General features: G+C 59.1%; 17 protein-coding genes. 10 read left to right on the top strand and 7 right to left on the bottom strand.

Annotated elements, in window-relative coordinates:
- Positions 1 to 85: 85 nt before the first annotated feature.
- The 5 genes from aceK (at position 86) to ACA064_RS23360 (ending at position 10,115) form a co-directional block, all read left to right on the top strand.
- A complete protein-coding gene (gene aceK, locus ACA064_RS23380) occupies positions 86 to 1,807 on the top strand; it encodes a bifunctional isocitrate dehydrogenase kinase/phosphatase (protein ID WP_497670249.1) in 1,722 nt (573 codons plus the stop codon).
- A gap of 108 nt (positions 1,808 to 1,915) precedes the next feature.
- On the top strand, positions 1,916 to 5,827 hold the full coding sequence (hrpA, locus tag ACA064_RS23375; protein ID WP_497670248.1) for an ATP-dependent RNA helicase HrpA: 3,912 nt from the start codon (positions 1,916 to 1,918) through the stop codon (positions 5,825 to 5,827).
- Between the two features lie 210 nt (positions 5,828 to 6,037).
- Entirely contained in the window at positions 6,038 to 7,159 is a 1,122-nt protein-coding gene (locus ACA064_RS23370) for a beta-ketoacyl-ACP synthase III (protein WP_497670247.1), read from the top strand.
- A gap of 343 nt (positions 7,160 to 7,502) precedes the next feature.
- A complete protein-coding gene (locus ACA064_RS23365; protein ID WP_497670246.1) occupies positions 7,503 to 8,846 on the top strand; it encodes an OprO/OprP family phosphate-selective porin in 1,344 nt (447 codons plus the stop codon).
- A 144-nt stretch (positions 8,847 to 8,990) separates the two neighbouring features.
- On the top strand, positions 8,991 to 10,115 hold the full coding sequence (locus ACA064_RS23360) for a GNAT family N-acetyltransferase (protein ID WP_497670245.1): 1,125 nt from the start codon (positions 8,991 to 8,993) through the stop codon (positions 10,113 to 10,115).
- 146 nt (positions 10,116 to 10,261) lie between these two features.
- Here ACA064_RS23360 and ACA064_RS23355 read toward each other — a convergent pair whose 3' ends face one another.
- The 4 genes from ACA064_RS23355 to ACA064_RS23340 form a co-directional block, all read right to left on the bottom strand.
- On the bottom strand, positions 10,262 to 12,094 hold the full coding sequence (locus ACA064_RS23355; protein WP_497670244.1) for an ABC transporter ATP-binding protein: 1,833 nt from the start codon (positions 12,092 to 12,094) through the stop codon (positions 10,262 to 10,264).
- A gap of 75 nt (positions 12,095 to 12,169) precedes the next feature.
- Positions 12,170 to 12,733 carry a peptidylprolyl isomerase gene (locus ACA064_RS23350; protein WP_497670243.1) on the bottom strand — a complete coding sequence of 188 codons (564 nt, stop codon included), beginning with the start codon at positions 12,731 to 12,733 and terminating at the stop codon, positions 12,170 to 12,172.
- Entirely contained in the window at positions 12,726 to 13,541 is an 816-nt protein-coding gene (locus ACA064_RS23345) for an alpha/beta fold hydrolase (RefSeq protein ID WP_497670242.1), read from the bottom strand. Before ACA064_RS23345 ends, ACA064_RS23350 begins: the two co-directional genes overlap by 8 nt.
- A 30-nt stretch (positions 13,542 to 13,571) precedes the next feature.
- Positions 13,572 to 14,495, bottom strand: coding sequence for a PA3225 family LysR-type transcriptional regulator (locus ACA064_RS23340; RefSeq protein WP_497670241.1), 924 nt, complete (start codon positions 14,493 to 14,495; stop codon positions 13,572 to 13,574).
- A 49-nt stretch (positions 14,496 to 14,544) separates the two neighbouring features.
- Between ACA064_RS23340 and ACA064_RS23335 the strand changes: the two genes are divergently transcribed.
- The 4 genes from ACA064_RS23335 to srmL all read left to right on the top strand — a co-directional run bounded on the left by ACA064_RS23335 (position 14,545) and on the right by srmL (position 18,236).
- Positions 14,545 to 14,859, top strand: coding sequence for a 3-phosphoglycerate kinase (locus ACA064_RS23335; protein WP_497670240.1), 315 nt, complete (start codon positions 14,545 to 14,547; stop codon positions 14,857 to 14,859).
- A 150-nt stretch (positions 14,860 to 15,009) separates the two neighbouring features.
- Positions 15,010 to 15,609, top strand: coding sequence for an FMN-dependent NADH-azoreductase (locus ACA064_RS23330; RefSeq protein WP_497670239.1), 600 nt, complete (start codon positions 15,010 to 15,012; stop codon positions 15,607 to 15,609).
- 217 nt (positions 15,610 to 15,826) lie between these two features.
- On the top strand, positions 15,827 to 16,693 hold the full coding sequence (locus tag ACA064_RS23325) for a carboxylate/amino acid/amine transporter (RefSeq protein WP_497670238.1): 867 nt from the start codon (positions 15,827 to 15,829) through the stop codon (positions 16,691 to 16,693).
- 394 nt (positions 16,694 to 17,087) lie between these two features.
- Entirely contained in the window at positions 17,088 to 18,236 is a 1,149-nt protein-coding gene (srmL, locus tag ACA064_RS23320; RefSeq protein WP_497674315.1) for a PheS-related mystery ligase SrmL, read from the top strand.
- A gap of 219 nt (positions 18,237 to 18,455) precedes the next feature.
- Here the strand turns inward: srmL and ACA064_RS23315 are convergent, their stop codons facing one another.
- A complete protein-coding gene (locus tag ACA064_RS23315; protein ID WP_497670237.1) occupies positions 18,456 to 19,754 on the bottom strand; it encodes a mechanosensitive ion channel family protein in 1,299 nt (432 codons plus the stop codon).
- Positions 19,755 to 19,946: 192 nt separating this feature from the next.
- Here ACA064_RS23315 and ACA064_RS23310 point away from each other — a divergent pair, with 192 nt between their 5' ends.
- Positions 19,947 to 21,293 (top strand): DEAD/DEAH box helicase, encoded by a 1,347-nt coding sequence (locus ACA064_RS23310; RefSeq protein WP_497670236.1) that lies wholly within the window; start codon positions 19,947 to 19,949, stop codon positions 21,291 to 21,293.
- Positions 21,294 to 21,472: 179 nt separating this feature from the next.
- Here ACA064_RS23310 and ACA064_RS23305 read toward each other — a convergent pair whose 3' ends face one another.
- On the bottom strand, positions 21,473 to 21,748 hold the full coding sequence (locus ACA064_RS23305) for a hypothetical protein (protein WP_497670235.1): 276 nt from the start codon (positions 21,746 to 21,748) through the stop codon (positions 21,473 to 21,475).
- A 192-nt stretch (positions 21,749 to 21,940) separates the two neighbouring features.
- On the bottom strand, positions 21,941 to 22,513 hold the full coding sequence (locus tag ACA064_RS23300) for a hypothetical protein (protein WP_497670234.1): 573 nt from the start codon (positions 22,511 to 22,513) through the stop codon (positions 21,941 to 21,943).
- Positions 22,514 to 22,609 lie beyond the last annotated feature (96 nt).

The following is a 22,609-nucleotide window of genomic DNA, read 5'->3' as shown; positions in this document are numbered from 1 at the left end:
ACGCATGGCAATGGTTGCGTTGCGTAACACTCCGCCTCTAAGCTCAGCCCTTTAATGCCAAGAACCATCCTTCAGAGGTTTATCTATGCCGCAGCAATGGCCAGCCGCCGATATCGCCCGAATGATCCTCGATGGCTTCGACAATTACCGCGAGCATTTCCGCCAGATCACCGACGGCGCACGGGCGCGGTTCGAGCAGGCGCAGTGGCAGGAGGCGCAGGTCGCCTCGGCGGCGCGGATCAACCTCTATGAAGAAAAAGTCAGTGAAGTGGTCGCTCGACTGCACCAGGCCTTTGACGGCGAGGCCATGCTGGACGTTACCTACTGGCCCCTGGTGAAAAGTGCCTACATCAGCCTGATCGACCTGCGTTTCGACGATGAGCTGTCCGAGACCTGGTACAACTCGGCGTTCTGCGGGCTGTTCAGTCACGACCAGATCAGCGACGGCTGCATGTTCATCCACACCACCCGGCCAAGCCTGCGTCGAGCCCGGGCGGCGCAAACCCGCATCTATAAACCCGAGGGCGAACTGTCGAGCATGCTCGAGCAGATCTTCGTCGACTACAGCTTCAGCGAGCCCTATGCCGATTTGCCTGGGGACCTGCGCCGCCTCGAAGCGCAGTTGCGCGAGAACCTGCCGGACTGGGTCTGCAAGGACCCGGAGCTGGCGGTCGAGTTGTTTTCCTCGGTGCTGTACCGCAACAAGGGCGCCTACCTGGTGGGGCGCATCTACACCCACGACGAGCAATGGCCGTTGGTGATCCCCTTTCTGCACCGCGAAGGCCGCGGGATCCAGATCGATGCGCTGATCACCGATGAAGCGGATGTGTCGATCATCTTCTCCTTCACCCGTTCGTACTTCATGGTCGACGTGCCGGTACCGGCCGAGTTCATCGGCTTTCTCAAGCGCATCCTGCCGGGCAAGCACATCGCCGAGTTGTACACCTCGATCGGTTTCTACAAGCACGGCAAGTCCGAGTTCTACCGTTCATTGATCAATCACCTGGCCAACACCGACGACCAGTTCATCATGGCCCCGGGTGTGCGCGGCATGGTCATGAGCGTGTTCACCCTGCCGGGCTTCAATACCGTATTCAAAATCATCAAGGACCGATTTGCGCCGTCGAAAAACGTCGACCGCGCGACGGTGATCGAAAAGTATCGCCTGGTAAAAAGCGTCGACCGGGTCGGGCGCATGGCCGATACCCAGGAGTTCGCCGATTTCCGTTTCCCCCTGAGCAAGTTCGAGCCGGCGTGCCTGGCCGAGTTGCTGGAAGTGGCAGCGAAAACGGTGGAGGTCGAAGGCGACACCGTGCTGATTCGCCACTGCTGGACCGAACGGCGGATGACTCCGTTGAACATGTACCTGGAAAACGCCAACGACGCGCAGGTTCGCGAGGCGCTGGAGGATTACGGTCTGGCAATCAAGCAACTGGCGGCGGCGAATATCTTTCCCGGCGACATGCTGCTGAAGAACTTCGGCGTTACCCGTCACGGTCGGGTGGTGTTCTATGACTATGACGAAATCTGCTTCCTCACCGAAGCCAACTTCCGCCACATCCCGGCCCCGCGCACTCCGGAAGACGAGATGTCTTCGGAACCGTGGTACTCGATCGGGCCGCTGGATGTGTTCCCCGAGGAGTTCCCGCCATTCCTGTTCGCCGACGCCGGGCAGCGGCGGTTGTTCGACGAACTGCACGGCGAGCTGTACAACGCCGACTACTGGAAAGGCCTGCAAGCGGCGATTCGCGCTGGCAAGGTGATCGATGTGTTCCCGTATCGGCGCAAGGGGCTGGATAACGAATAGGAGCAGCTTCAAGCTTCAAGCCACAAGCTAAAAGCTAAAAGCTGCGTTAATCTTGCAGCTTTTAGCTTGCAGCTTGTCGCTGCCTCTCTCTCGACTTTTGCGTACCTGATGACTGACCAACCGCCTGCTATCGATCAACTGCTGAAAAACCTCGATCACGCCATGCTCGCCGACCGCCACCGGTTGCGGCGGCAGTTGCTTGAGCTGCGTAAGAAACCCGACGAGGCCAAGCTGGCGCAGTGGGTCGAGCGGGCGCAGGCGTCTTGTGATCGGGTGGTGGCGCGACGTGCCAGCCTGCCGTTGATTCGTTATGACGACAGTCTGCCGATCGCCGCCAAACGCGACGAAATCAAAGCGGCCCTGCTCAAGCATCAGGTGCTGATCATCGCCGGTGAAACCGGTTCGGGTAAAACCACCCAGTTGCCGAAAATCTGTCTGGAAATCGGTCGCGGCCAATACGGTCTGATCGGCCATACCCAGCCGCGGCGAATCGCTGCGCGCAGCGTCGCGAGTCGGGTCGCGGAAGAACTGGCGACCCCATTGGGCGCGCTGGTCGGTTATCAGGTGCGTTTCGAGGATCAAAGCGATTCCAACACCCTGATCAAGCTGATGACCGACGGCATTCTGCTGGCGGAAACCCAGAACGACCGCTACCTCGAACGCTACGACACGATCATCGTCGACGAAGCCCACGAACGCAGCCTGAACATCGACTTCCTGCTCGGGTACCTGAAAACCCTGCTGCCGCGCCGCCCGGACCTGAAGGTCATCATCACCTCGGCGACCATCGATCTTACGCGCTTCTCCAAGCACTTCAACGACGCGCCGATTGTCGAAGTCTCGGGCCGGACCTTCCCGGTGGACACCTGGTATCGCCCGCTGACCCTGGAGCAAGACGAAGAGGGCAACCGGGTCGAAGAAGACTTGACGGTGGATCAGGCGATCCTCGCCACCCTCGACGAAATTGCCGCCTATGAGCGCAGCGAGCGCCGCAGCCCCGGTGATGTGCTGGTGTTCCTCCCCGGCGAACGGGAAATCCGTGACGCCGCCGACATGTTGCGCAAGGCCCAGCTCAAGCACACCGAAATCCTGCCGTTGTACGCACGGCTGTCGCCGGCCGAGCAGCAGCGGATCTTCCAGTCTCACCCAGGGCGCCGCGTGGTGCTGGCGACCAACGTCGCGGAAACCTCGCTGACGGTGCCGGGCATTCGTTACGTGATCGACAGCGGCACCGCGCGGATCAGCCGCTACAGCTACCGCGCCAAGGTTCAGCGGCTGCCGATCGAGGCCATTTCCCAGGCCAGCGCCAACCAGCGCAAGGGCCGCTGCGGACGGGTCGAGCCGGGCATCTGCATTCGCCTGTATGCCGAAGAGGACTTTATCGGCCGGCCGGAATTTACCGATCCGGAAATTCTGCGCACCAACCTTGCAGCGGTAATTCTGCAGATGTTGCACCTGCGCCTGGGCGAGATCACCGATTTCCCGTTTATCGAGCCGCCGGACGGCAAGGCCATCAGCGACGGTTTCAACCTGCTGCAAGAGCTGTCGGCGGTGGATCGCGAGAGTCAGTTGACCCCCTTGGGTCGGCAACTGGCGCGGCTGCCGGTGGACCCGCGCATGGGCCGCATGTTGCTCGAAGCCGCGAAACTCGGCAGCTTGCAGGAAGTCTTGATCGTCGCCAGTGCCATGTCGATCCAGGACCCGCGCGAGCGTCCGCCGGAGCGGCAGCAGGCCGCCGATCAGGCCCACGCCCAGTGGAAGGACGTCGACTCGGACTTCGCCGGGCTGGTCAATTTGTGGCGCGGCTTTGAAGAACAGCGCCAGGCCCTGACTGCCAGCCCGCTGCGCAACTGGTGCCGGAAGAATTTCCTCAACTACCTGCGCTTGCGCGAGTGGCGTGACTCCCATCGGCAGTTGAGCCTGATCTGTCGCGACATGCAGCTGAGCCTCAATAAAGAACCGGCGGACTACCCGAAACTGCACAAAGCCGTGCTCTCCGGTCTGCTCAGCCAGATCGGCCAGAAGACCGAAGACGGCGACTACCTCGGCGCCCGCCAACGACGCTTCTGGATTCATCCGTCATCGGGGCTGGGTAAGAAGCGCCCGCAATGGCTGATGGCCGCCGAACTGGTGGAAACCACCAAGCTTTATGCGCGGATGGTGGCGAAGATCGAGCCGGACTGGATCGAGCCGCTGGCCGGGCATTTGATCAAGAAAAATCACTTCGAACCCCATTGGGAGAAGAAGCGCGGCCAGGTCGTGGCCTTTGAACAGATCACCTTGTTCGGGCTGATCGTGGTCGGTCGCCGGCCGGTGCATTACGGTCCGATCGATCCGGTGCTGTCCCGTGAAATGTTTATTCGTGAAGGCCTGGTGCGCGGGGAAATCCAGTCCCGGGCCAAGTGCCTGACCGCCAACGCACAACTGCTGGAACAACTCGACGAACTGGAAGCCAAGGCTCGCCGCCGCGACATCCTCGCCGACGAAGAAACCCTGTTCGCATTCTATGACGCTCGCTTGCCGGCCGATATTCACCAGACCGCGACCTTCGATAGCTGGTATCGCATTCACAGCCAGAAAGACCCGCAACTGCTGGTGATGCGCGAAGAAGATGTGCTGGCTCGCGAAGCCAGTGAAGTCACCGCCGCGCATTACCCGGACACCTTGCACCTCGGCGATCTGGCGTTGGCCCTGAGTTATCACTTCGAGCCCAATCACCCACGCGATGGCGTGACCCTGCGGGTGCCGGCGCCGTTGTTGCCGGCACTGCCGTCCGAGCGCCTGGAATGGCTGGTGCCAGGGGTGATCGAGGCCAAATGCATCGCCCTGGTGCGCAACCTGCCCAAGGCCCTGCGCAAGAATTTCGTGCCGGTGCCGGACTTCGTCAAAGCCGCGTTGCAGCGCATGACCTTTGCCGAGGGCTCGTTGCCTCAGGCCTTGGGCCGCGAATTACTGCGCATGACCGGTGTGCGGGTCAGCGACGAAGCCTGGGCCGAAGCGGCTCAGCAGGTCGATGGGCATTTGCGGATGAATCTGGAAATCGTCGACGGCGAAGGCAAGTTCCTTGGTGAAGGCCGCGACCTGGCCGAACTGACCGCACGTTTCGCCGAGGCCAGCCAGGCCGCTTTGGCCGTGCCGCAAACCGCGAAAAGCCAGCAGCCGGTGGAGGCCAAAGTCTTCGCTGCGGTGGCTGAGAAGACTCAGCAGAAGATCGCCGGGTTGTCGATGACGGTTTACCCGGCACTGGTGGAAGAGAACGGCACGGTCAAGGAAGGGCGCTTCTCCACCGCCGCCGAGGCCGAGTTTCAGCATCGTCGGGCCTTGCAGCGTTTGTTGATGCAGCAACTGGCCGAGCCGGCAAAATTCCTCCGTGGCAAGCTGCCCGGGCTGACTGAACTGGGGCTGATGTACCGCGAGCTGGGGCGTATCGACAGCCTGGTGGAAGACATTCTGCTGGCCAGCCTCGACAGCTGCATTCTCGACGGTGAAACAAGTCTGCCGCGCGATGGCGCGGGCTTGGCTGCGTTGGCCGAGCGCAAGCGGGGCGGCTGGACCGAACACGCCGAGCGCCTGGCGAAACTGACCCTGGAGACACTCAAGCTCTGGCACGGCCTGCAAAAACGCTTCAAGGGCAAGATCGACCTGGCCCAGGCGGTGGCCCTCAATGACATCAAGCAACAATTGAGTCAGCTGGTGTATCCGGGTTTTGTTCGCGAAACCCCGGCGGTCTGGTTCAAGGAACTGCCGCGTTTCCTCAAGGCTATCGAGTTGCGTCTGGAGAAACTGCCGAGCCAGGTACAAAAGGACCGGGTCTGGAGCACTGAACTGGTCGGGCTATGGGCGCAATACCAGGCGCGGGCCAGCAAACACGCCCAGGAAGGCAAGCGCGATCCGCAGCTGGAGCTGTATCGCTGGTGGCTCGAGGAATATCGGGTTTCGTTGTTTGCCCAGCAGTTGGGGACCAAGGTGCCGATCTCCGACAAGCGCTTGAGCAAACAATGGACCCAAGTCGACGCCTAACCCCCTACGGGTTTGTGTTAGGGCGGAATGCCAGCGTTTATGGCAAACTTCGCGGTTATAAACGCCGGCCCCGCGGATTTGAGCCTTCAAGGCGGCAGCGGATCGGAATAAAGCGACTCAAGGTTTGATTCCTTTAAACGGGGTCGGACCCTTTATGTATTGGTACGTCGGTACCAATTTTTTCTGCCTGAACAGATTAGAGAAACGACCATGCATAACGTCGTCATCAGCGGCACCGGCCTGTACACCCCGGCCAACAGCATCTCCAACGAAGAGCTGGTGCAGTCTTTCAATGCCTATGTGCAGCAGTTCAATGCGGATAACGCCCAAGCCATCGAGCGCGGCGAAGTTCAGGCCCTCACCGAATCCAGTGCCGGCTTCATTGAAAAGGCCTCGGGGATCAAAAGCCGGTTTGTCATGGACAAGGAAGGCATCCTCGATCCGCAGCGCATGACTCCGCGTCTGCCCGAGCGCTCCAATGACGAATGGTCGGTGCTGTGCCAGATGGCTATCGGCGCCGCCGAGCAAGCCTTGCAGCGCGCCGGCAAGACGGCCGCCGATATCGACGGCGTTATCGTGGCCTGCTCCAACTTGCAGCGGGCTTACCCGGCCATTGCCATCGAAGTCCAGGAAGCACTGGGCATCCAGGGTTTCGGCTTCGACATGAACGTCGCCTGCTCCTCGGCGACCTTCGGTATCCAGGCCGCTGCCAATAGCGTCCAGCTCGGCCAGGCCCGGGCGATTCTGATGGTCAACCCGGAAGTCTGCACCGGTCACCTGAATTTCCGCGACCGCGACAGCCACTTCATCTTTGGCGATGCCGCGACCGCGGTGATCATCGAACGTGCCGATCTGGCTACCTCGCAGTACCAGTTCGATATCGTCAGCACCAAGCTGTTGACCAAGTTCTCCAACAATATCCGCAACAACTTCGGCTTCCTCAACCGGGCCGCCGAAGAAGGCGTCGGTGCGCCGGACAAACTGTTCGTGCAGGAAGGTCGCAAGGTCTTCCGTGACGTCTGCCCGATGGTGGCGGAACTGATCGCCACCCACCTGGAAGAGAACACCCTCAACATCGGCGACGTGAAGCGTTTCTGGCTGCACCAGGCCAACCTCAGCATGAACCACCTGATCGTCAAGAAGCTGCTGGGCCGCGAAGCCACGGAAGAAGAAGCGCCGGTGATTCTCGACACCTATGCCAACACCAGTTCGGCCGGCTCGGTGATTGCGTTTCACAAGCACCAAGACGATCTGCCGAGCGGCTCGCTGGCGGTGCTCAGCTCCTTTGGTGCCGGTTATTCGATTGGTAGCGTGATACTGCGCAAGCGCTGAGTTCACAACGGGGTGAGGGTGCGCCCGAAAAGATCGCAGCCTGCGGCAGCTCCTACGGGATTGAGGTTCAAACGCTAAATCGCGGTTGAATGCGGTCGGCGTAGGAGCTGCCGCAGGCTGCGATCTTTTGATCTTCAACACTCTAGCTTGCGGCTTTCAGCTTATAGCTTGCCGCTGCTCCCCTCTTATTTCCATTCGAAGTAAAAAAGTTCCCCTGTCATCAAATCTTTATATATCAGCAACCCTTCTGAAATATCCCATCGCCAAGATTCCCTCCCAACACAAGCGGGCCAGATCCCGTGTGTTTTTCAGGTTAAAGACCATTAATTAGGGGAACTCTTCGATGATCCGTAAGCACTTCGCCGGTTTCGCTGCCAGCGCTCTGGCCCTGGCCGTTACCGCCCAGGCTTTCGCTGGCACTGTCACGACTGACGGCGCCGATATCGTTGTCAAGACCAAGGGCGGCCTTGAGGTCGCAACGGCCGATAAAGAGTTCAGCTTCAAGCTGGGCGGACGTGTGCAGGCTGACTACAGCCAGTTCGACGGTGTCTACACCAAGAATGGTGACACCGCCGACGCCGCGTACTTCCGTCGCGCGTTCCTGGAGCTGTCCGGCGTGCTGTACACGGATTGGGCGTACACCATCAACTACGACTTCTCCCACAATACCGGCGACACCGATAACGGTTACTTCGACGAAGCTTCCCTGGCCTACAACGGCTTCAAGCCGGTGTCGATCAAGGTCGGTCGTTTTGACCCGGACTTCGGTCTGGAAAAAGCCACCAGCTCCAAGTGGGTCACCGCGCCAGAGCGTAACGTGGCGTACGACATGATCGACTGGGCGAACAGCCATCAGAATGGTCTGGGCCTGCAAGCCTCCAGCACCTTCGCTGATTCGTTCTACGCCTCCGCCGGCATCTTCAGCAAGGACACCGACGATACCGATGGCGACAGCATCAAGCAGGCCAACGGTCGTTTCGTCTTCGCTCCTATGCATGAAGCGGGCAGCGTGCTGCACTTCGGCGTGAACGTCGCTTCTCGCGATGTTTCCGACACTGCCTTCGATTCGCGTTATCGCACCCGCATGGGCATGCGTGGCGTCGAAACCCTCGGCGGCAACGATGCCGGCACCAACGGCAACCGTCCGGTGCTGGGCGGCAGTTCCGCATCGCCTGCCGGTTCCTATGACCGCGACGATGCTGTCGGCCTGGAAGCCGCCTTCGCCATAGGCCCGGCTTCGATCCAGGGTGAATACATCGCCCGCGAGACCAAGTCTGACTCCAGCGCCTTCGAAGACATCAAGGGCCGTGGTTTCTATGCACAGGCGGCTTACACCCTGACCGGTGAATCGCGTGGCTATAAAGTCGGCAAGTTCGACGCCATCAAGCCGGCCAACAAGTCCATCGGCGCCTGGGAACTGTTCTATCGCTACGACAGCCTGACCGTCGAAGACGACAACATCACCACCGCCAGCCTGACCCGTGATGTCGGCGATGCCGAAGTCAAAGTCCACAACCTGGGCGTCAACTGGTACGCCAACGAAGCGGTGAAAATCTCTGCGACTTACCTCAAGTCCAAGACCGACAACGTGACCAATGCCACCGCTGCCAGCAATGGTACTCCGGCACAGCGTACCGGCGACGACAGCGGTGACGGTTTCGTCGTCCGTGCTCAGTACGTGTTCTAAGTAACAAAAGCTTAACGAGCTTTTTCTTCATCCGTTAAAGCTCCTCTGGTTTTGACCCCGCCTCGGCGGGGTTTTTTGTTTCGGCAGGGGCGGGAGATGGGCGATACTCGGCAGGTCTGAGAGTCATGATCGTCGAGGAATGCGATGCCGCTACAACGTTTGGAGAGTCTGTCCGCCATCGCGCCTCAAGCATGGGATGCTCTGGTGCCCGACGCTCAGCCGTTCCTGCGCCATGCCTTCCTCGGTGCCCTGGAAGACAGTGGCTGCCTTGGCCCGCATTCCGGCTGGCGGCCCGAACATTTATTGCACATGGAAGGCGATCAGCTGATTGCCGCGCTGCCCAGCTACCGCAAATGGCACTCCTATGGCGAATACGTGTTCGACCACGCCTGGGCTGATGCCTGCGCGCGCGCCGGCATCGAGTATTACCCGAAACTCTTGACCGCCGTGCCGTTCAGCCCGGTAAGCGGGCCACGATTACTGGCGGCCAAGGTGCAGGATGGTTTCGAGTTGCTGAAAAGCCTGCCGGGCTATCTGGAAATCGAAGGGCTTTCCAGTGCTCACATCAATTTCACCGACCCCTTCACCGATGCGGCACTTGCCGAGCAGCCAGGCTGGCTGCAACGGGTGGGTTGCCAGTACCACTGGCAGAACCGGGGGTATCGGGACTTTCAGGATTTTCTCGATGCCCTGAGTTCGCGCAAGCGCAAGCAGATGCGCAAGGAGCGCGAGCAGGTTGCGGGGCAGGGCATCGAATTTGAATGGCTCGAGGGCCGGCAACTCGACCAGGCGCAGTGGGACTTTGTTTACGCCTGCTACGCCAATACCTACGCCATACGCCGGCAGGCGCCGTATCTGACCCGGGAGTTCTTCAGTCTATTGGCCGAGCGCATGCCTGAAGCGATTAGAGTGGTGTTGGCCAAACAGGGTTCACGACCGGTGGCCATGGCCTTCAGCCTGGTGGGTGGCGACAGCTTCTATGGTCGTTATTGGGGTTGCCTGGCGGAGTTCGACCGCCTGCATTTCGAGACCTGCTTCTATCAAGGCATGGACTACGCGATCGCCAACGGTTTCCAACGTTTTGATGCCGGAGCCCAAGGCGAGCACAAACTGATACGCGGATTCGAGCCGGTCATCACTCACTCCTGGCATTACCTGCGCCATCCGGGGTTGAAAGCGGCGGTGAAGGATTTTCTGCAACAGGAACGGCTCGGCGTTCTGGCCTATGCCGAAGAAGCGAGGACCGCCTTGCCCTATCGGCAAGACTGATCTTTCGATTAACTCTCTTCCGTGTCTAGATCAAAAGATCGCAGCCTGCGGCAGCTCCTACGCCGACCCGGTACAGCCTTGAGTTATCGTGTGTACGCAACACCTGTAGGAGCTGCCGCAGGCTGCGATCTTTTGATCTTGGGCGCTCAATCAATCCCGACAAACCCACCGGTCTGGTGCTGCCACAACCTTGCATACAACCCGCCATGGGCGAGTAATTCGGCGTGGCTGCCGGTTTCGGCGATCCGGCCTTTTTCCAGGACCACCAGCCGGTCCATGCGGGCGATGGTCGAGAGTCGGTGAGCGATAGCGATCACGGTTTTGCCTTGCATCAGGGTTTCCAGGCTTTCCTGGATCGCCGCTTCGACTTCCGAGTCGAGCGCCGAGGTGGCTTCGTCCATGATCAGGATCGGCGCGTCCTTGAGCAGCACCCGGGCAATCGCGATCCGTTGCCGTTGGCCGCCGGAGAGTTTTACCCCGCGCTCACCAACGTGGGCGTCGAAGCCGGTGCGGCCCTGGGCATCGGAAAGGTGCGGGATGAACTCGTCGGCCCGGGCCTTGCGCACCGCTTCCCAGAGCTCTTCGTCGGTCGCATCGGGTTTGCCGTAAAGCAGGTTGTCGCGGATCGAACGGTGCAGCAGCGAGGTGTCCTGGGTGATCATGCCGATCCGCTCGCGCAGGCTTTCCTGGGCGACCTCGGCAATGTTCTGACCGTCGATCAGGATCCGTCCGCCTTGCACGTCATACAGACGCAGCAGCAGGTTGACCAGGGTTGATTTACCTGCACCGGACGGGCCGATCAGGCCGATTTTTTCCCCGGGTTTGATGGTCAGATTGAGCTCGCCGATGATTCCGCTTTTTTTCCCATAGTGGAAGTCGACATGTTCAAACCGCACTTCGCCGCGGCCCACCGCCAAGGGTTTTGCCTGGTCGCGGTCGGTCACGCTGACTGGCTGGGCGATGGTTTGCAGGCCGTCCTGGACCATGCCGATGTTTTCGAAGATGCCGTTGACCACCCACATGATCCAGCCGGACATGTTAACGATGCGGATCACCAGGCCGGTGGCCAGGGCGATGGCGCCGACCGAAATCAGCGACTGGCTCCACAGCCACAAGGCCAGGCCCGTGGTGCCGACGATCAACAGACCGTTCATGCTGGTGATGACCACGTCCATGCTGGTGACGACGCGGCCGGCCAACTGGGATTTCTGGGTTTGTTCTTCGATGGCCTCGCGGGCGTACTGCTGTTCGAAGTTGGTGTGGGCGAACAACTTGAGGGTGGTGATATTGGTGTAGCCATCGACGATCCGCCCCATCAGTTTCGAGCGGGCGTCGGAGGACACCACCGAGCGCTCTTTGACCCGTGGCACGAAGTAGCACAGGGCGCCGATGTAGCAGGTGATCCAGGTCAGCAGCGGAATCATCAGCCGCCAGTCGGCCTCGGCAAACAGTACCAGGGAGCTGATGGCATAGATCAGCACATGCCATAACGCATCCACTGCTTGTACGGCGGAGTCACGCAGGGAGTTGCCAGTCTGCATGATGCGCTGGGCGATGCGCCCGGCGAAATCGTTCTGAAAGAAGTTCAGGCTTTGTTTGAGTACGTAACTGTGGTTCTGCCAGCGAATCATGCTGGTCATGCCCGGGCTGATGGTCTGGTGCACCAGCAGGTCATGCAGGCCGACGAAGATCGGGCGCAGCACCAGCGCGACCACCGTCATCCAGATCAGCTCGGTGCCGTGAATCTTGAAGAAATCGACATTCGGCGTGCCCTGGGTCAGATCGATGATCCGGCTCAGGTAGCTGAACAGCGCGACCTCGATCAGCGCACCGACCAGGCCGACCACCAGCAGCGCGGCAAAACTCGGCCAGACTTGCCGCAGGTAATACAGGTAGAAGGGGAGAACCCGACTCGGCGGAGCCGCCGTCGGTGCGTCGCGGAAGATATCAATCAGTTGTTCAAAACGACGATAGAGCATTGGTTCGACGCCCGCAGGGCGGGCTCTCCTTATCAAATGTGAGCGACTTCAGTCGCTCGTAACTCCCTTCACACCTCAGTCGATGCGCTTGGCCGACTTTATCAGCACCGGGTCGACTGGCACATTCTGCATGCCGCCTTTGGTGGTGGTCTGGGAGTTGACGATGATGTCTACCACATCCATGCCTTTGACCACTTTGGCGAATACCGCGTAACCGGCATCACGACCCGGATCGAGGAAGGCGTTGTCGGCGACGTTGATAAAGAACTGGCTGGTGGCCGAATCCGGATTCGAGGTGCGCGCCATCGACAGCGTGCCACGGACGTTATGCAAGCCGTTGCTGGCTTCGTTCTTGATCGGCGCCTTAGTGTCTTTTTGCTGCATTTGCGTGGTGAAACCGCCGCCCTGGACCATGAAGCCCGGAATCACCCGGTGGAAAATGGTGTTGGTGTAGAAGCCGCTGTCGACGTACTCAAGGAAGTTCTTGGTACTGATCGGCGCCTTGACCGGGTCCAGTTCGATTTCGATCTGGCCGTTGGTGGTGTCCAGCAACACATGCGGCGCCTTGGCCGGTGTAGCGGCCATCAGGTTAGCGGCGAACAGGACGGAGCCGGCGACGAGGGCGATTTTTTTAAACATGGGTCAGTGTTCCTGATTTAGTGGTGTCGACTGCGGTAAGAAACTCAAGCAGGGTTTGGTTGAAGGCTTGCGGTTGGTCCAGCGGCGTAGCGTGGCGGGAATTGGCGATCACCGCCAGCCGCGCATTGGGCAGCAGCTTTATATAGGCTTCTTTGACCGCGACCGGTGTGTAGTCACGGTCGGCGCTGACGATCAGGGTTGGACAGGTGACACGGGAAAGTCGTTCCTGCACGCCCCAACCGACGATGGCATCGAAGCTGGCGAGATAAGCACGTTTGTCGTTTTTTGCCCAGCGCTGGGCAATTTTACTGCGCAGCTCGGCTTGCTGCGGTTCGGGGAAAAGCTTGGCGCCCAGTGCCGCGCCGATCGCGCTCATACTGAAGAGTTGCATCAGGCTCCAGCGTTTGAACCATTGCCAATACTCATCCGGTGTCCGCAGTTTGACCTGGGGTCCGCTGTTGACGATGCACAGGCTTTTGAGCAGTTGCGGCTGATCCACTGCCAGTTGAAAGCCGATCATGCCGCCCATGGACAGCCCGACCACATGGGCTGGCCCCAGGTTCAGGTACTCGATCAGCGCGATCAGGTCGGCGCTGAAACCGGCAATGCTGTAGCGCTCACGGGGTTTGTCGGAACGGCCATGGCCTCGCGCATCCGGGACTATCACCCGGTAGCGGGCTGCCAGCTCGGGGATCTGATACTCCCAATCCAGAGAACTGGAGCCCAGCCCGTGAAGCAGCAGCACGGGTTCACCGTGGCCATACTCTTCGTAGTGCAGGGTGCAACCTTCATGTTCGAAATAGGCCATAGCGCAACTCCTTGTTCGGTTTAGCGGGATTCAGGCTTGCTGTGGGGCGGCGAAGGGGGCATCCAGCGGCGCGGTGTCAAAGGTGCGCAACAGTTCGATGAGAATCTGCGTGGCCGGGCCCAGTGGTTTGTCCTTGTTCGAATACAGAAAGAACGACGGGTGACGACTGCCGCCCTGGTCCAACGGTAGCAGCTTGAGCAAGCCTTCCTTGAGTTCGCGTTCGATCATGTGCCGTGGCAACCAGGCAAAACCCAGGCCGCTGCCGACGAAGGTCGCGGCGGTGGCCAGGCTGCCGACGGTCCAGCGTTGTTCGGCGCCGAGCCAGCCGACGTCCCGCGGTTGCTGGCGGCCGGAGTCGCGAATGACCACTTGCAGCTGGCTTTCCAGATCCTGGAAGTTCAGTTCGCGGTTCAGGCGGTGCAAGGCGTGTTCGGGGTGGGCGACGGCGACGAACTCGACGTCGCTCAATTCCGCGCCCAGGTAACCGGGAATGCTGAAGCCACTGATGGCCAGGTCGGCAACCCCTTCGAGCAACACTTCTTCGACCCCGGACAGCACTTCTTCGCGCAAGCGCACGCGACAGCCCCGGCTTTGCGGCATGAACGCAGTCAGGGCACGCACCAGACGGGCACTTGGATAAGCGGCATCGACCACCAGCCGCACTTCGGCCTCCCAGCCTTGCTCCATATGATGCGCCAGGTCTTCGAGCTGGCTGGCCTGTTTGACCAGCTGCCGCGAGCGACGCAGCAACACGCCACCGGCTTCGGTCAGCACAGCTTTGCGACCGTCGATGCGCAATAGCGGCACGCCGAGCTGGTCCTGCATGCGCGCCACGGTATAACTGACGGAGGATTGTGAGCGGTGCAGCGCTTCGGCCGCCTGGGCGAACCCACCGTGGTCGACCACGGCTTGCAATGTTCGCCATTGATCAAGGGTAACGCGGGGCGCTTTCAAGATGGGCTCCTCTTGTCCTAAGCTGGCGGTCCTTATTGGAGACTGCCGAATGAGAAAAATCTGTTGCGTGTTGCTGGCGATGTTGCCGTTGACTGCGTTTGCCTACCCGATCGATGTGCAAAAAGACCTCGGCGGGATGAAGATCGACTACACCACCTACGCCACCGACTACGACCTGGGCGCCATTACCCTCAACAACTACGGCGACACCGCGGCTGAATGCTCGGTGATCTTTCGCAATGGCCCGGAATCTCCCAAGACCCGTCGGGTGAGCCTGGCTGCGGGTAAAAGCACCGACCTTTCGGCCAAGTTCAACCGCAAAATCATCAAGCTGTACATCACCGTCACCTGCAAACCCAAATAACCCAAAGTGGAGCAGGCCTGCCGGGTATGCTCCGCTTATAAACGAATTTATAGATGGGTTATAGCAGTTATTTGCGCTTTTTCATCGATATGACACTGTTTAATCTCCACTCCATCGTCTTACAGCATTCACCGATGGAGGCTACATCCCATGTCCCGCGTTCTGATCATCGAAAGCAGCGCCCGCCAGCAAGATTCGGTTTCACGCCAACTGACCCAAACCTTCATCAGCCAGTGGAAAGCCACGCACCCGGCTGACCAGATCACCGTTCGTGACCTGGCCCTCAACCCGGTCCCGCACCTGGACGCCAACCTGCTGGGCGGCTGGATGAAGCCTGCCGATCAGCGCAATGAAATCGAACACGCCTCCCTTGAGCGCTCCAATCAGTTGACCGATGAGCTGCTGGCGGCCGACGTGCTGGTGATGGCTGCGCCCATGTATAACTTCGCTATCCCGAGCACCCTGAAAGCCTGGCTGGACCATGTGCTGCGTGCCGGGGTGACCTTCAAGTACACCGAGACCGGACCCCAGGGCCTGCTTACCGGCAAGCGTGCCTATGTCCTGACCGCTCGCGGCGGCATCTATGCCGGCAGCGCTGCCGATCACCAGGAACCCTACCTGCGTCAGGTCATGGCGTTCATCGGCATCCACGACGTCGAGTTCATTCACGCCGAAGGCATGAACCTGGGCGGCGACTTCCATGAAAAAGGCCTGAACCAGGCCAACGCCAAACTGGCCCGGGTTGCCTGAGGCGTTAATCGTCAGGTAATCGCCAGATGTTTTAGTGACCTGGCGCATCTCTTCAAGCCGGTTCGCGCATCGAACCTCCCTTTGCACTTGTTGCTCCTGAGTGCTCCTGCCTGATCGAACGCATTGCGAGATCGGGCTTTTTTTTGCCTGTTCTTTCATAGCCTTCACTGTGTGCGGCAAAACCGCTATCGTCGCCGCCATTCGGAACGAGGCGCGTATGGGTTATCTACTTTTTGTCACGCTGATTCAGGCGTTTTCCTTCAGCCTGATCGGCGAATACCTGGCCGGCCATGTCGACAGCTACTTCGCGGTGTTGGTACGGGTGCTGCTGGCCGGGCTGGTGTTCATTCCCCTGACTCGCTGGCGCCAGGTCGAGCCGGCGTTCATGCGCGGGATGCTGCTGATCGGCGCCTTGCAGTTCGGCGTAACCTACGTCTGCCTGTACCTGAGCTTTCGCGTGCTGACGGTGCCGGAAGTGTTGCTGTTCACCATCCTCACGCCACTGCACGTGACGCTGATCGAAGACGCGCTGAACCGTCGCTTCAACCATTGGGCACTGATCGCCGCCCTGGTGGCAGTGGCCGGGGCCGCGGTGATTCGCTACGACCGGATCAACCCGGACTTCCTCATGGGCTTCCTGTTGCTGCAACTGGCCAACTTCACCTACGCCGCAGGGCAGGTGCTTTATAAGCATCTAGTGGCGCGTTACCCAAGCGATCTGCCGCATTACCGGCGCTTCGGTTACTTCTATCTGGGGGCATTGGCAGTGGCGTTGCCAGCGTTTCTGCTGTTCGGCAAAAGCGACTTCCTGCCCGAAGCGCCGCTGCAATGGGGCGTGCTGGTCTTCCTCGGCCTGGTGTCGACGGCTTTGGGCTTGTACTGGTGGAACAAAGGCGCGTGCCTGGTCAATGGCGGCACGCTGGCCGTGATGAATAACCTGCATGTGCCGGTTGGGCTATTGATCAATTTGCTGATCTGGAATCAGCATGAGGAATTGGGGCGGTTGTTTTTTGGCGGGCTGGTGATATTGGGCGCGGTGTGGATAAGTCGGTTGGGTATCAGACAAGCAGTGGTAGTCCGCTAATTCTCTATCTGTGAGCTGGCGGCGCTCTTGTGGGAGCGGGCTTGCTCGCGAATGAAGTTGATGCGGTTCTTCAGGCACACCGCATTATCGTTCTTCGCGGGCAAGCCCGGCTCCCACAGGTCCTGCGGTGTCCTTGTGGGAGCGAGCCTGCTCGCGATGCAGGCGATGCGGTGTATCAGGTACAGCGCCTTAGCTTTTTTTATAGCTTCTGCTAGTTCTTTCAGAACTTAGAGTTATTTGTGTAAGTTGCGTCCGTAGTATCGCTCTGTAACTTTGATTTTCTAGTTGTGGTCGGTTGTAGGGGGTGGCGTCTGTAGGTAGTTTTGTCCTTTCGATTTTTGGTGTGCAGGTCGTGGTTGAGCTGTCGCTGCCAATTGCAGAGGGAATATTGCGAATGCACTCTTCGAAGAAATATCTGACAGATGTTTCCATTCAACAGGCACTTTCACTGGTTGATCTTACTGCGCCAACATCCCCCGAACATGCCATCCGGCTATTGCTGAATGAAATCCTCGAGGGTCTTGCTGAAAAAGGCTGGCCCCGCGCCGAAGTGCAGACAGGGCCACGGATTGTTTCCGCGCAGGAGAACTACGGTTTGCTCGGGTATGACCCTGCTGAAATCACGCTTGGGAGCGAACACACACGATGGATCGATGATCACTCCTTGCTTCGTACGCAGACCACCAGTCAAATCCCGGCTGCGCTCCAGCGTGCGGCGCAAAGACGACAGCCGGGCGAAACAATCCTTTTGGCGGCGCCCGGTATTACCTTTCGCCGTGACAGTCGTGATCGATGGCATTGCGCTGAACCCCATCAAATGGATATCTGGGTGTTGGGCGATCCTGATCTTTCGGCGCGTGAACATCTGTTGCGCCTGGTCGGCGATATCCTCCAGTTGGCCGTTCCTGACAAGCCTTGGGTCTATAGCGACAGCCCGCATCACTACACCGAGGGTGGAATCGAGGTAAATCTTCTGAACGATGGCCTGCCGGTTGAGGTGCTGGAATGCGGATGCATAGCTTCTTCGTTATTGAAACGATTGCAGATTGATCCGTTGCGCCATGGTGGACTGGCCCTGGGCATGGGGTTGGATCGTTTGACCATGCTGCGTAAAGGCATTCCGGATATTCGCTTGCTTCGTGACTCCAATGCGCGAGTACAAGCGCAGATGAACGACTTGAAACCGTGGAAGGCTGTATCGCGGTTACCTTCAATTACTCGGGATATATCCTTGGCGGTAACGCCAGGGCAAAGCGAAGAAGTGTTGACTGAAAAGATGTTGCAGGCGGCAGGAGAATGTTCGGACTGGATCGAGGAGATGCAGATCAAGGGACGCTGGTCCGTGGGGCAGCTGCCTCTTCAGGCAATTGAGCGTCTGGGGCTTCTCCCTGGGCAGGAAAACGTGCTTTTACGGGTGGTGCTGCGTGATTGTTCGCGTTCGATAACCACCGCCGAGGCCAATGGTTTGTACGAAAAAATCCAATCGGCGTTACACGAAGGAATCCCCGGGGCAGGTTACAAAATGGATATTCAGAAGCGTTAGTTTTCAGCCAGATTAAGCAGGGCGGCTCAGACCTTCTACACCCCCTTGATGTGTGTCGCGTACCAGATCTAATCGCGGGCAAGCCACGCTCCCACAGGGCTGGCGGTGTTCTTGTGGGAGCGGGCTTGCTCGCGATGCAGGCGATGCGGTCTTTCAGGTCCCGCGCGTTATCGTTCATCGCGGGCAAGCCCGGCTCCCACAGGGCTGGTGGCGCTTGCCTTACATCGAGCGTTTTTCGCTTTCTGGGATAAAGCTTGTCCCCAATACCGCCGGCAACATCCCGGCGCGTAGATCGTTGCCGCTCGGCTGCTGATACAGACTCAAGCCAAACTCCGGCAGCACTGCCAGCAGGTAATCGAAGATATCGCCCTGGATCCGCTCGTAATCGGCCCAGACGGTGGTGCGGGTGAAGCAGTAGATTTCCAGCGGCACACCCTGGGCTGTGGTCTGGAGTTGGCGGACCATGCAGGTCATGTTGGGTTGAATCTCCGGTTGGCTCTTGAGGTAAGCCAGGGCATAGGCGCGGAAGGTCCCCAGGTTGGTCATGCGCCGACGGTTGGCGGACATCGCCGCGACGTTTCCCTGGGCTTCGTTCCAGCTTTTCAGTTCGGCCTGTTTGCGGCCGATGTAGTCGGTCAGCAAGTGGATCTGGGTCAGTTTCTGTTCTTCCTCATCCCGCAGAAAGCGCACGCCACTGGCGTCGATATACAGGCTGCGCTTGATCCGCCGACCGCCGGACTGCTGCATGCCGCGCCAGTTCTTGAACGACTCGGACATCAAGCGCCAGGTCGGGATCGAGACAATTGTCTTATCGAAATTCTGCACCTTGACCGTGTGCAGGGTGATGTCCACCACATCGCCATCGGCGCCGACTTGCGGCATTTCGATCCAGTCCCCGACCCGCAGCATGTCGTTGCTGGTCAGTTGCACGCTGGCGACGAACGACAGCAAGGTGTCCTTGTAGACCAACAGAATTACCGCCGACATGGCGCCCAGGCCCGACAGCAGCAACAGCGGCGAACGGTCGATCAGCGTCGCGACTATGATGATCGCGCCGAATATATACAGCACCATCTTCGCCAGTTGCACATAGCCCTTGATCGAGCGGGTGCGGGCGTGTTCGGTGCGCGCGTAGATATCCAGCAAGGCATTGAGCAGGGCGCTCAGGGCCAGCACCAGGAACAGGATGCTGAACGCCAGCGCGACATTGCCGAGGAACACCAGGCTGGTCTTGCTCAGTTCCGGCACCAGGTGCAGGCCGAACTGGATCAGCAACGACGGGGTCATCTGCGCCAGACGGTGAAAGACTTTGTTGTGGCGTAGATCGTTGATCCAATGCAATGCCGGTTGCCGGCCGAGCAGTTTGACCGCATGCAGAATGAGGTAGCGTGCCACTCGTCCGAGGACCAGCGCGACCACCAGCAACAACGCCAGCGCCAGGCTGGAATGCAGCAGCGGATGCTGATCGAGGGCGCCCCAAAGGTCTTGGGCATTGAGCCAGAGCTGTTTGATATCCATGGACTAAAACGATCTTCTGCGGGACGAGACCGGTCGATTAGAGCATTTAAGCCCAGCGAAGTTGGGTTCAGGGACAAAATAGTTAACAAAAAAGCATCTGTTTGCTGCCGTTTGTACAAAGAAACTCGGCCTTGGCGCTCGAAACCGTTACCCTATGCAGCTGTTTTTTTGTATTTCTTCGAGGTAGCACCCGTGTTTTCCCAATTCGCCCTGCACGAACGCCTGCTCAAAGCCGTGGCCGAGCTTAAATTTGTCGAGCCTACGCCGGTGCAGGCAGCGGCTATCCCGCTCGCGCTCCAAGGGCGTGACCTGCGGGTGACAGCTCAAACCGGTAGCGGCAAAACCGCAGCCTTCGTTTTGCCTATCCTTAACCGTTTGATCGGTCCGGCGAAAGTCCGTGTCAGCATCAAGACCCTGATCCTGCTGCCGACCCGCGAGTTGGCCCAGCAGACCATCAAGGAAGTCGAGCGCTTCGCCCAGTTCACGTTCATCAAGTCCGGTCTGATCACCGGCGGTGAAGACTTCAAGGTCCAGGCCGCCATGCTGCGCAAGGTGCCGGACATCCTGATCGGTACGCCGGGCCGGATGATCGAGCAACTGAACGCCGGCAACCTCGACTTGAAAGAAGTTGAAGTGCTGGTCCTCGACGAAGCCGACCGCATGCTCGACATGGGCTTTGCCGAAGACGTCCAGCGTCTGGTGGAAGAGTGCACCAACCGTCAGCAGACCATGCTGTTCTCGGCCACCACCGGCGGTTCGAACCTGCGCGAGATGGTTGCCAAGGTGCTGAATAACCCGGAGCACCTGCAACTCAACAACGTCAGCGATCTGAACGCCACCACTCGTCAGCAGATCATCACCGCTGACCACAACCAGCATAAAGAGCAGATCGTCAATTGGCTGCTGGCCAACGAGACCTATCAAAAGGCGATCATCTTCACCAACACCCGGGCCATGGCTGACCGTATCTACGGGCGTCTGGTGGCAATGGAATACAAAGCCTTCGTGCTGCACGGCGACAAGGACCAGAAAGACCGCAAACTGGCGATCGACCGTCTGAAGCAGGGCGGCGTGAAGATCCTGGTGGCTACCGACGTTGCCGCTCGCGGCCTGGACGTCGACGGTCTGGACATGGTGATCAACTTCGACATGCCGCGCAGCGGCGACGAATACGTTCACCGTATCGGCCGTACCGGTCGCGCCGGCAACGATGGCCTGGCCATCTCGCTGATCTGCCACGGCGACTGGAACCTGATGTCGAGCGTGGAGCGCTACTTGAAGCAGACCTTCGAGCGCCGCACCATCAAGGAAGTCAAAGGCACCTACGGCGGACCGAAAAAGGTCAAGGCTTCGGGCAAAGCCGTCGGCGTGAAGAAGAAAAAGGTCGACGCCAAGGGCGAGAAGAAGAAAACCGGCGCCAAGGCACCGACCAAGCGCAGGATCACCAACCGGCCGAAGACCGACGCCCTGTCGCTGGTCAGCAAGGACGGCATGGCACCGCTCAAGCGCCGCAAGCCAGAAGCACCGGCCGCTGAATAACGCTGCACTGATTCATAAAAAAACCGGACATTGTCCGGTTTTTTTATGATCGGAAAATCGTATACAACCCCAACCTTGCGAAGGTGCACCGCCCCTGTAGGAGCTGCCGCAGGCTGCGATCTTTTGATCTTTTGATCTTTTGATCTTTTGATCTTTTGATCTTTTGATCTTTCGCTTGATCAGCTGTCTGCCTTGACCTCGGCGGTTTTCAGCTCTTCCAGGCGCTTGTCGATCAACTGACATTTGTCCGGCAAGTCTTTACTCGCGGTCCCCAGATCCATCTTCTGCAACTCATCGTTGATCTCTTTGGCTTTAGCCGGGTTCTGCTCGGTGATCTTGGCCACCTCCTTGGCCAGTTGCTCACGTTTGGCCAGGGCTTCTTCCGGGGTACAGGCCCAGGCGGGCAGGGCGCAGATCAAAATGGCGGCGAGGGTCATCTTCAGCAGGGTTTTCATGGGGCAGGCCTCGTGATTCAGGACGACGCAGTTACTGGGTTGAGGGCTGAGTGTGGGTAAAAGTTCAGAACCGGGCCTGGAAGCACCTGAAAACCAATAAAGCGCCAAGAGAGGGAAAAGGGGAAATGGGTGTCCCCTTTTTCTCTTTTTCTTCTTTTTCCTTTTTCACTGACGGACTCGAGCAGGCGACAACTAACCCGATACCGAGGGTTCTTCCTTGCTTCCAGCGCCCGCCGTACTGGCAACTGCAAATGCCACGACACAAGCCAGCAACGAGAACGCAACGAATGCACCCATCACATAGTGATACGGCAACACATGATTCCACGCTCGAGCCACGCCCAGGAAAGCGGCGAATAGCCAGCCGCTCATGGAGAGCGCACCCAAGAGAGCAAGGCGGGTGCGGGCAGAACTGTGCAACAGGATAAAAGGAGCCTTTTGCAGCAGTGGGAAACCGACTCGATGCAACAACGCGCCGTTCAGGCTAAGCAGCGCGACAATGGTCACCTTGGCCCAGAGCTTCTGATTGAGCAGGTAAGCGGCCCCGTCATCGAGGTAACCCTGGAGCACCAACAGCAAACCACTTCCCCAAAGGGCCAGCAGAGCGAGGGTGACGATTTTCTGGGTTTCCTCGAGATACTCACGTTGCACTTGATCCAGCGCTTCCTTGCGCCAACTCCAAAGCTTGTGATCGGCCTGTAAAACCCTGCCCAGGGCAATACACGTGGCGAGCAGATGACCGTAGACGAGTAGCATTTTAAGCATTGCCTTGACCTTATTTTTATTGGGTAATGCACTCCTTGCGCCCTTAATTTGAAACTAAATGATACATATTCATATTTGCGCCGACAAGTTTCGAAC

The sequence above is a fragment of the Pseudomonas sp. LBUM1658 genome, assembly GCF_059716055.1.
The sequence above is the reverse complement of the archived record's forward strand: the minus strand, read 5'-3'. Positions and strand labels throughout refer to the sequence as shown.

What these genes read in the sequence shown, in the direction of transcription:
- aceK (WP_497670249.1), top strand. Translation starts at nt 86, where the DNA reads ATGCCGCAGCAATGGCCAGCCGCCGATATCGCCCGAATGATCCTCGAT.
- hrpA (WP_497670248.1), top strand. Translation starts at nt 1,916, where the DNA reads ATGACTGACCAACCGCCTGCTATCGATCAACTGCTGAAAAACCTCGAT.
- ACA064_RS23370 (WP_497670247.1), top strand. Translation starts at nt 6,038, where the DNA reads ATGCATAACGTCGTCATCAGCGGCACCGGCCTGTACACCCCGGCCAAC.
- ACA064_RS23365 (WP_497670246.1), top strand. Translation starts at nt 7,503, where the DNA reads ATGATCCGTAAGCACTTCGCCGGTTTCGCTGCCAGCGCTCTGGCCCTG.
- ACA064_RS23360 (WP_497670245.1), top strand. Translation starts at nt 8,991, where the DNA reads ATGCCGCTACAACGTTTGGAGAGTCTGTCCGCCATCGCGCCTCAAGCA.
- ACA064_RS23355 (WP_497670244.1), bottom strand. Translation starts at nt 12,094, where the DNA reads ATGCTCTATCGTCGTTTTGAACAACTGATTGATATCTTCCGCGACGCA.
- ACA064_RS23350 (WP_497670243.1), bottom strand. Translation starts at nt 12,733, where the DNA reads ATGTTTAAAAAAATCGCCCTCGTCGCCGGCTCCGTCCTGTTCGCCGCT.
- ACA064_RS23345 (WP_497670242.1), bottom strand. Translation starts at nt 13,541, where the DNA reads ATGGCCTATTTCGAACATGAAGGTTGCACCCTGCACTACGAAGAGTAT.
- ACA064_RS23335 (WP_497670240.1), top strand. Translation starts at nt 14,545, where the DNA reads ATGAGAAAAATCTGTTGCGTGTTGCTGGCGATGTTGCCGTTGACTGCG.
- ACA064_RS23330 (WP_497670239.1), top strand. Translation starts at nt 15,010, where the DNA reads ATGTCCCGCGTTCTGATCATCGAAAGCAGCGCCCGCCAGCAAGATTCG.
- ACA064_RS23325 (WP_497670238.1), top strand. Translation starts at nt 15,827, where the DNA reads ATGGGTTATCTACTTTTTGTCACGCTGATTCAGGCGTTTTCCTTCAGC.
- srmL (WP_497674315.1), top strand. Translation starts at nt 17,088, where the DNA reads ATGCACTCTTCGAAGAAATATCTGACAGATGTTTCCATTCAACAGGCA.
- ACA064_RS23315 (WP_497670237.1), bottom strand. Translation starts at nt 19,754, where the DNA reads ATGGATATCAAACAGCTCTGGCTCAATGCCCAAGACCTTTGGGGCGCC.
- ACA064_RS23305 (WP_497670235.1), bottom strand. Translation starts at nt 21,748, where the DNA reads ATGAAAACCCTGCTGAAGATGACCCTCGCCGCCATTTTGATCTGCGCC.
- ACA064_RS23300 (WP_497670234.1), bottom strand. Translation starts at nt 22,513, where the DNA reads ATGCTTAAAATGCTACTCGTCTACGGTCATCTGCTCGCCACGTGTATT.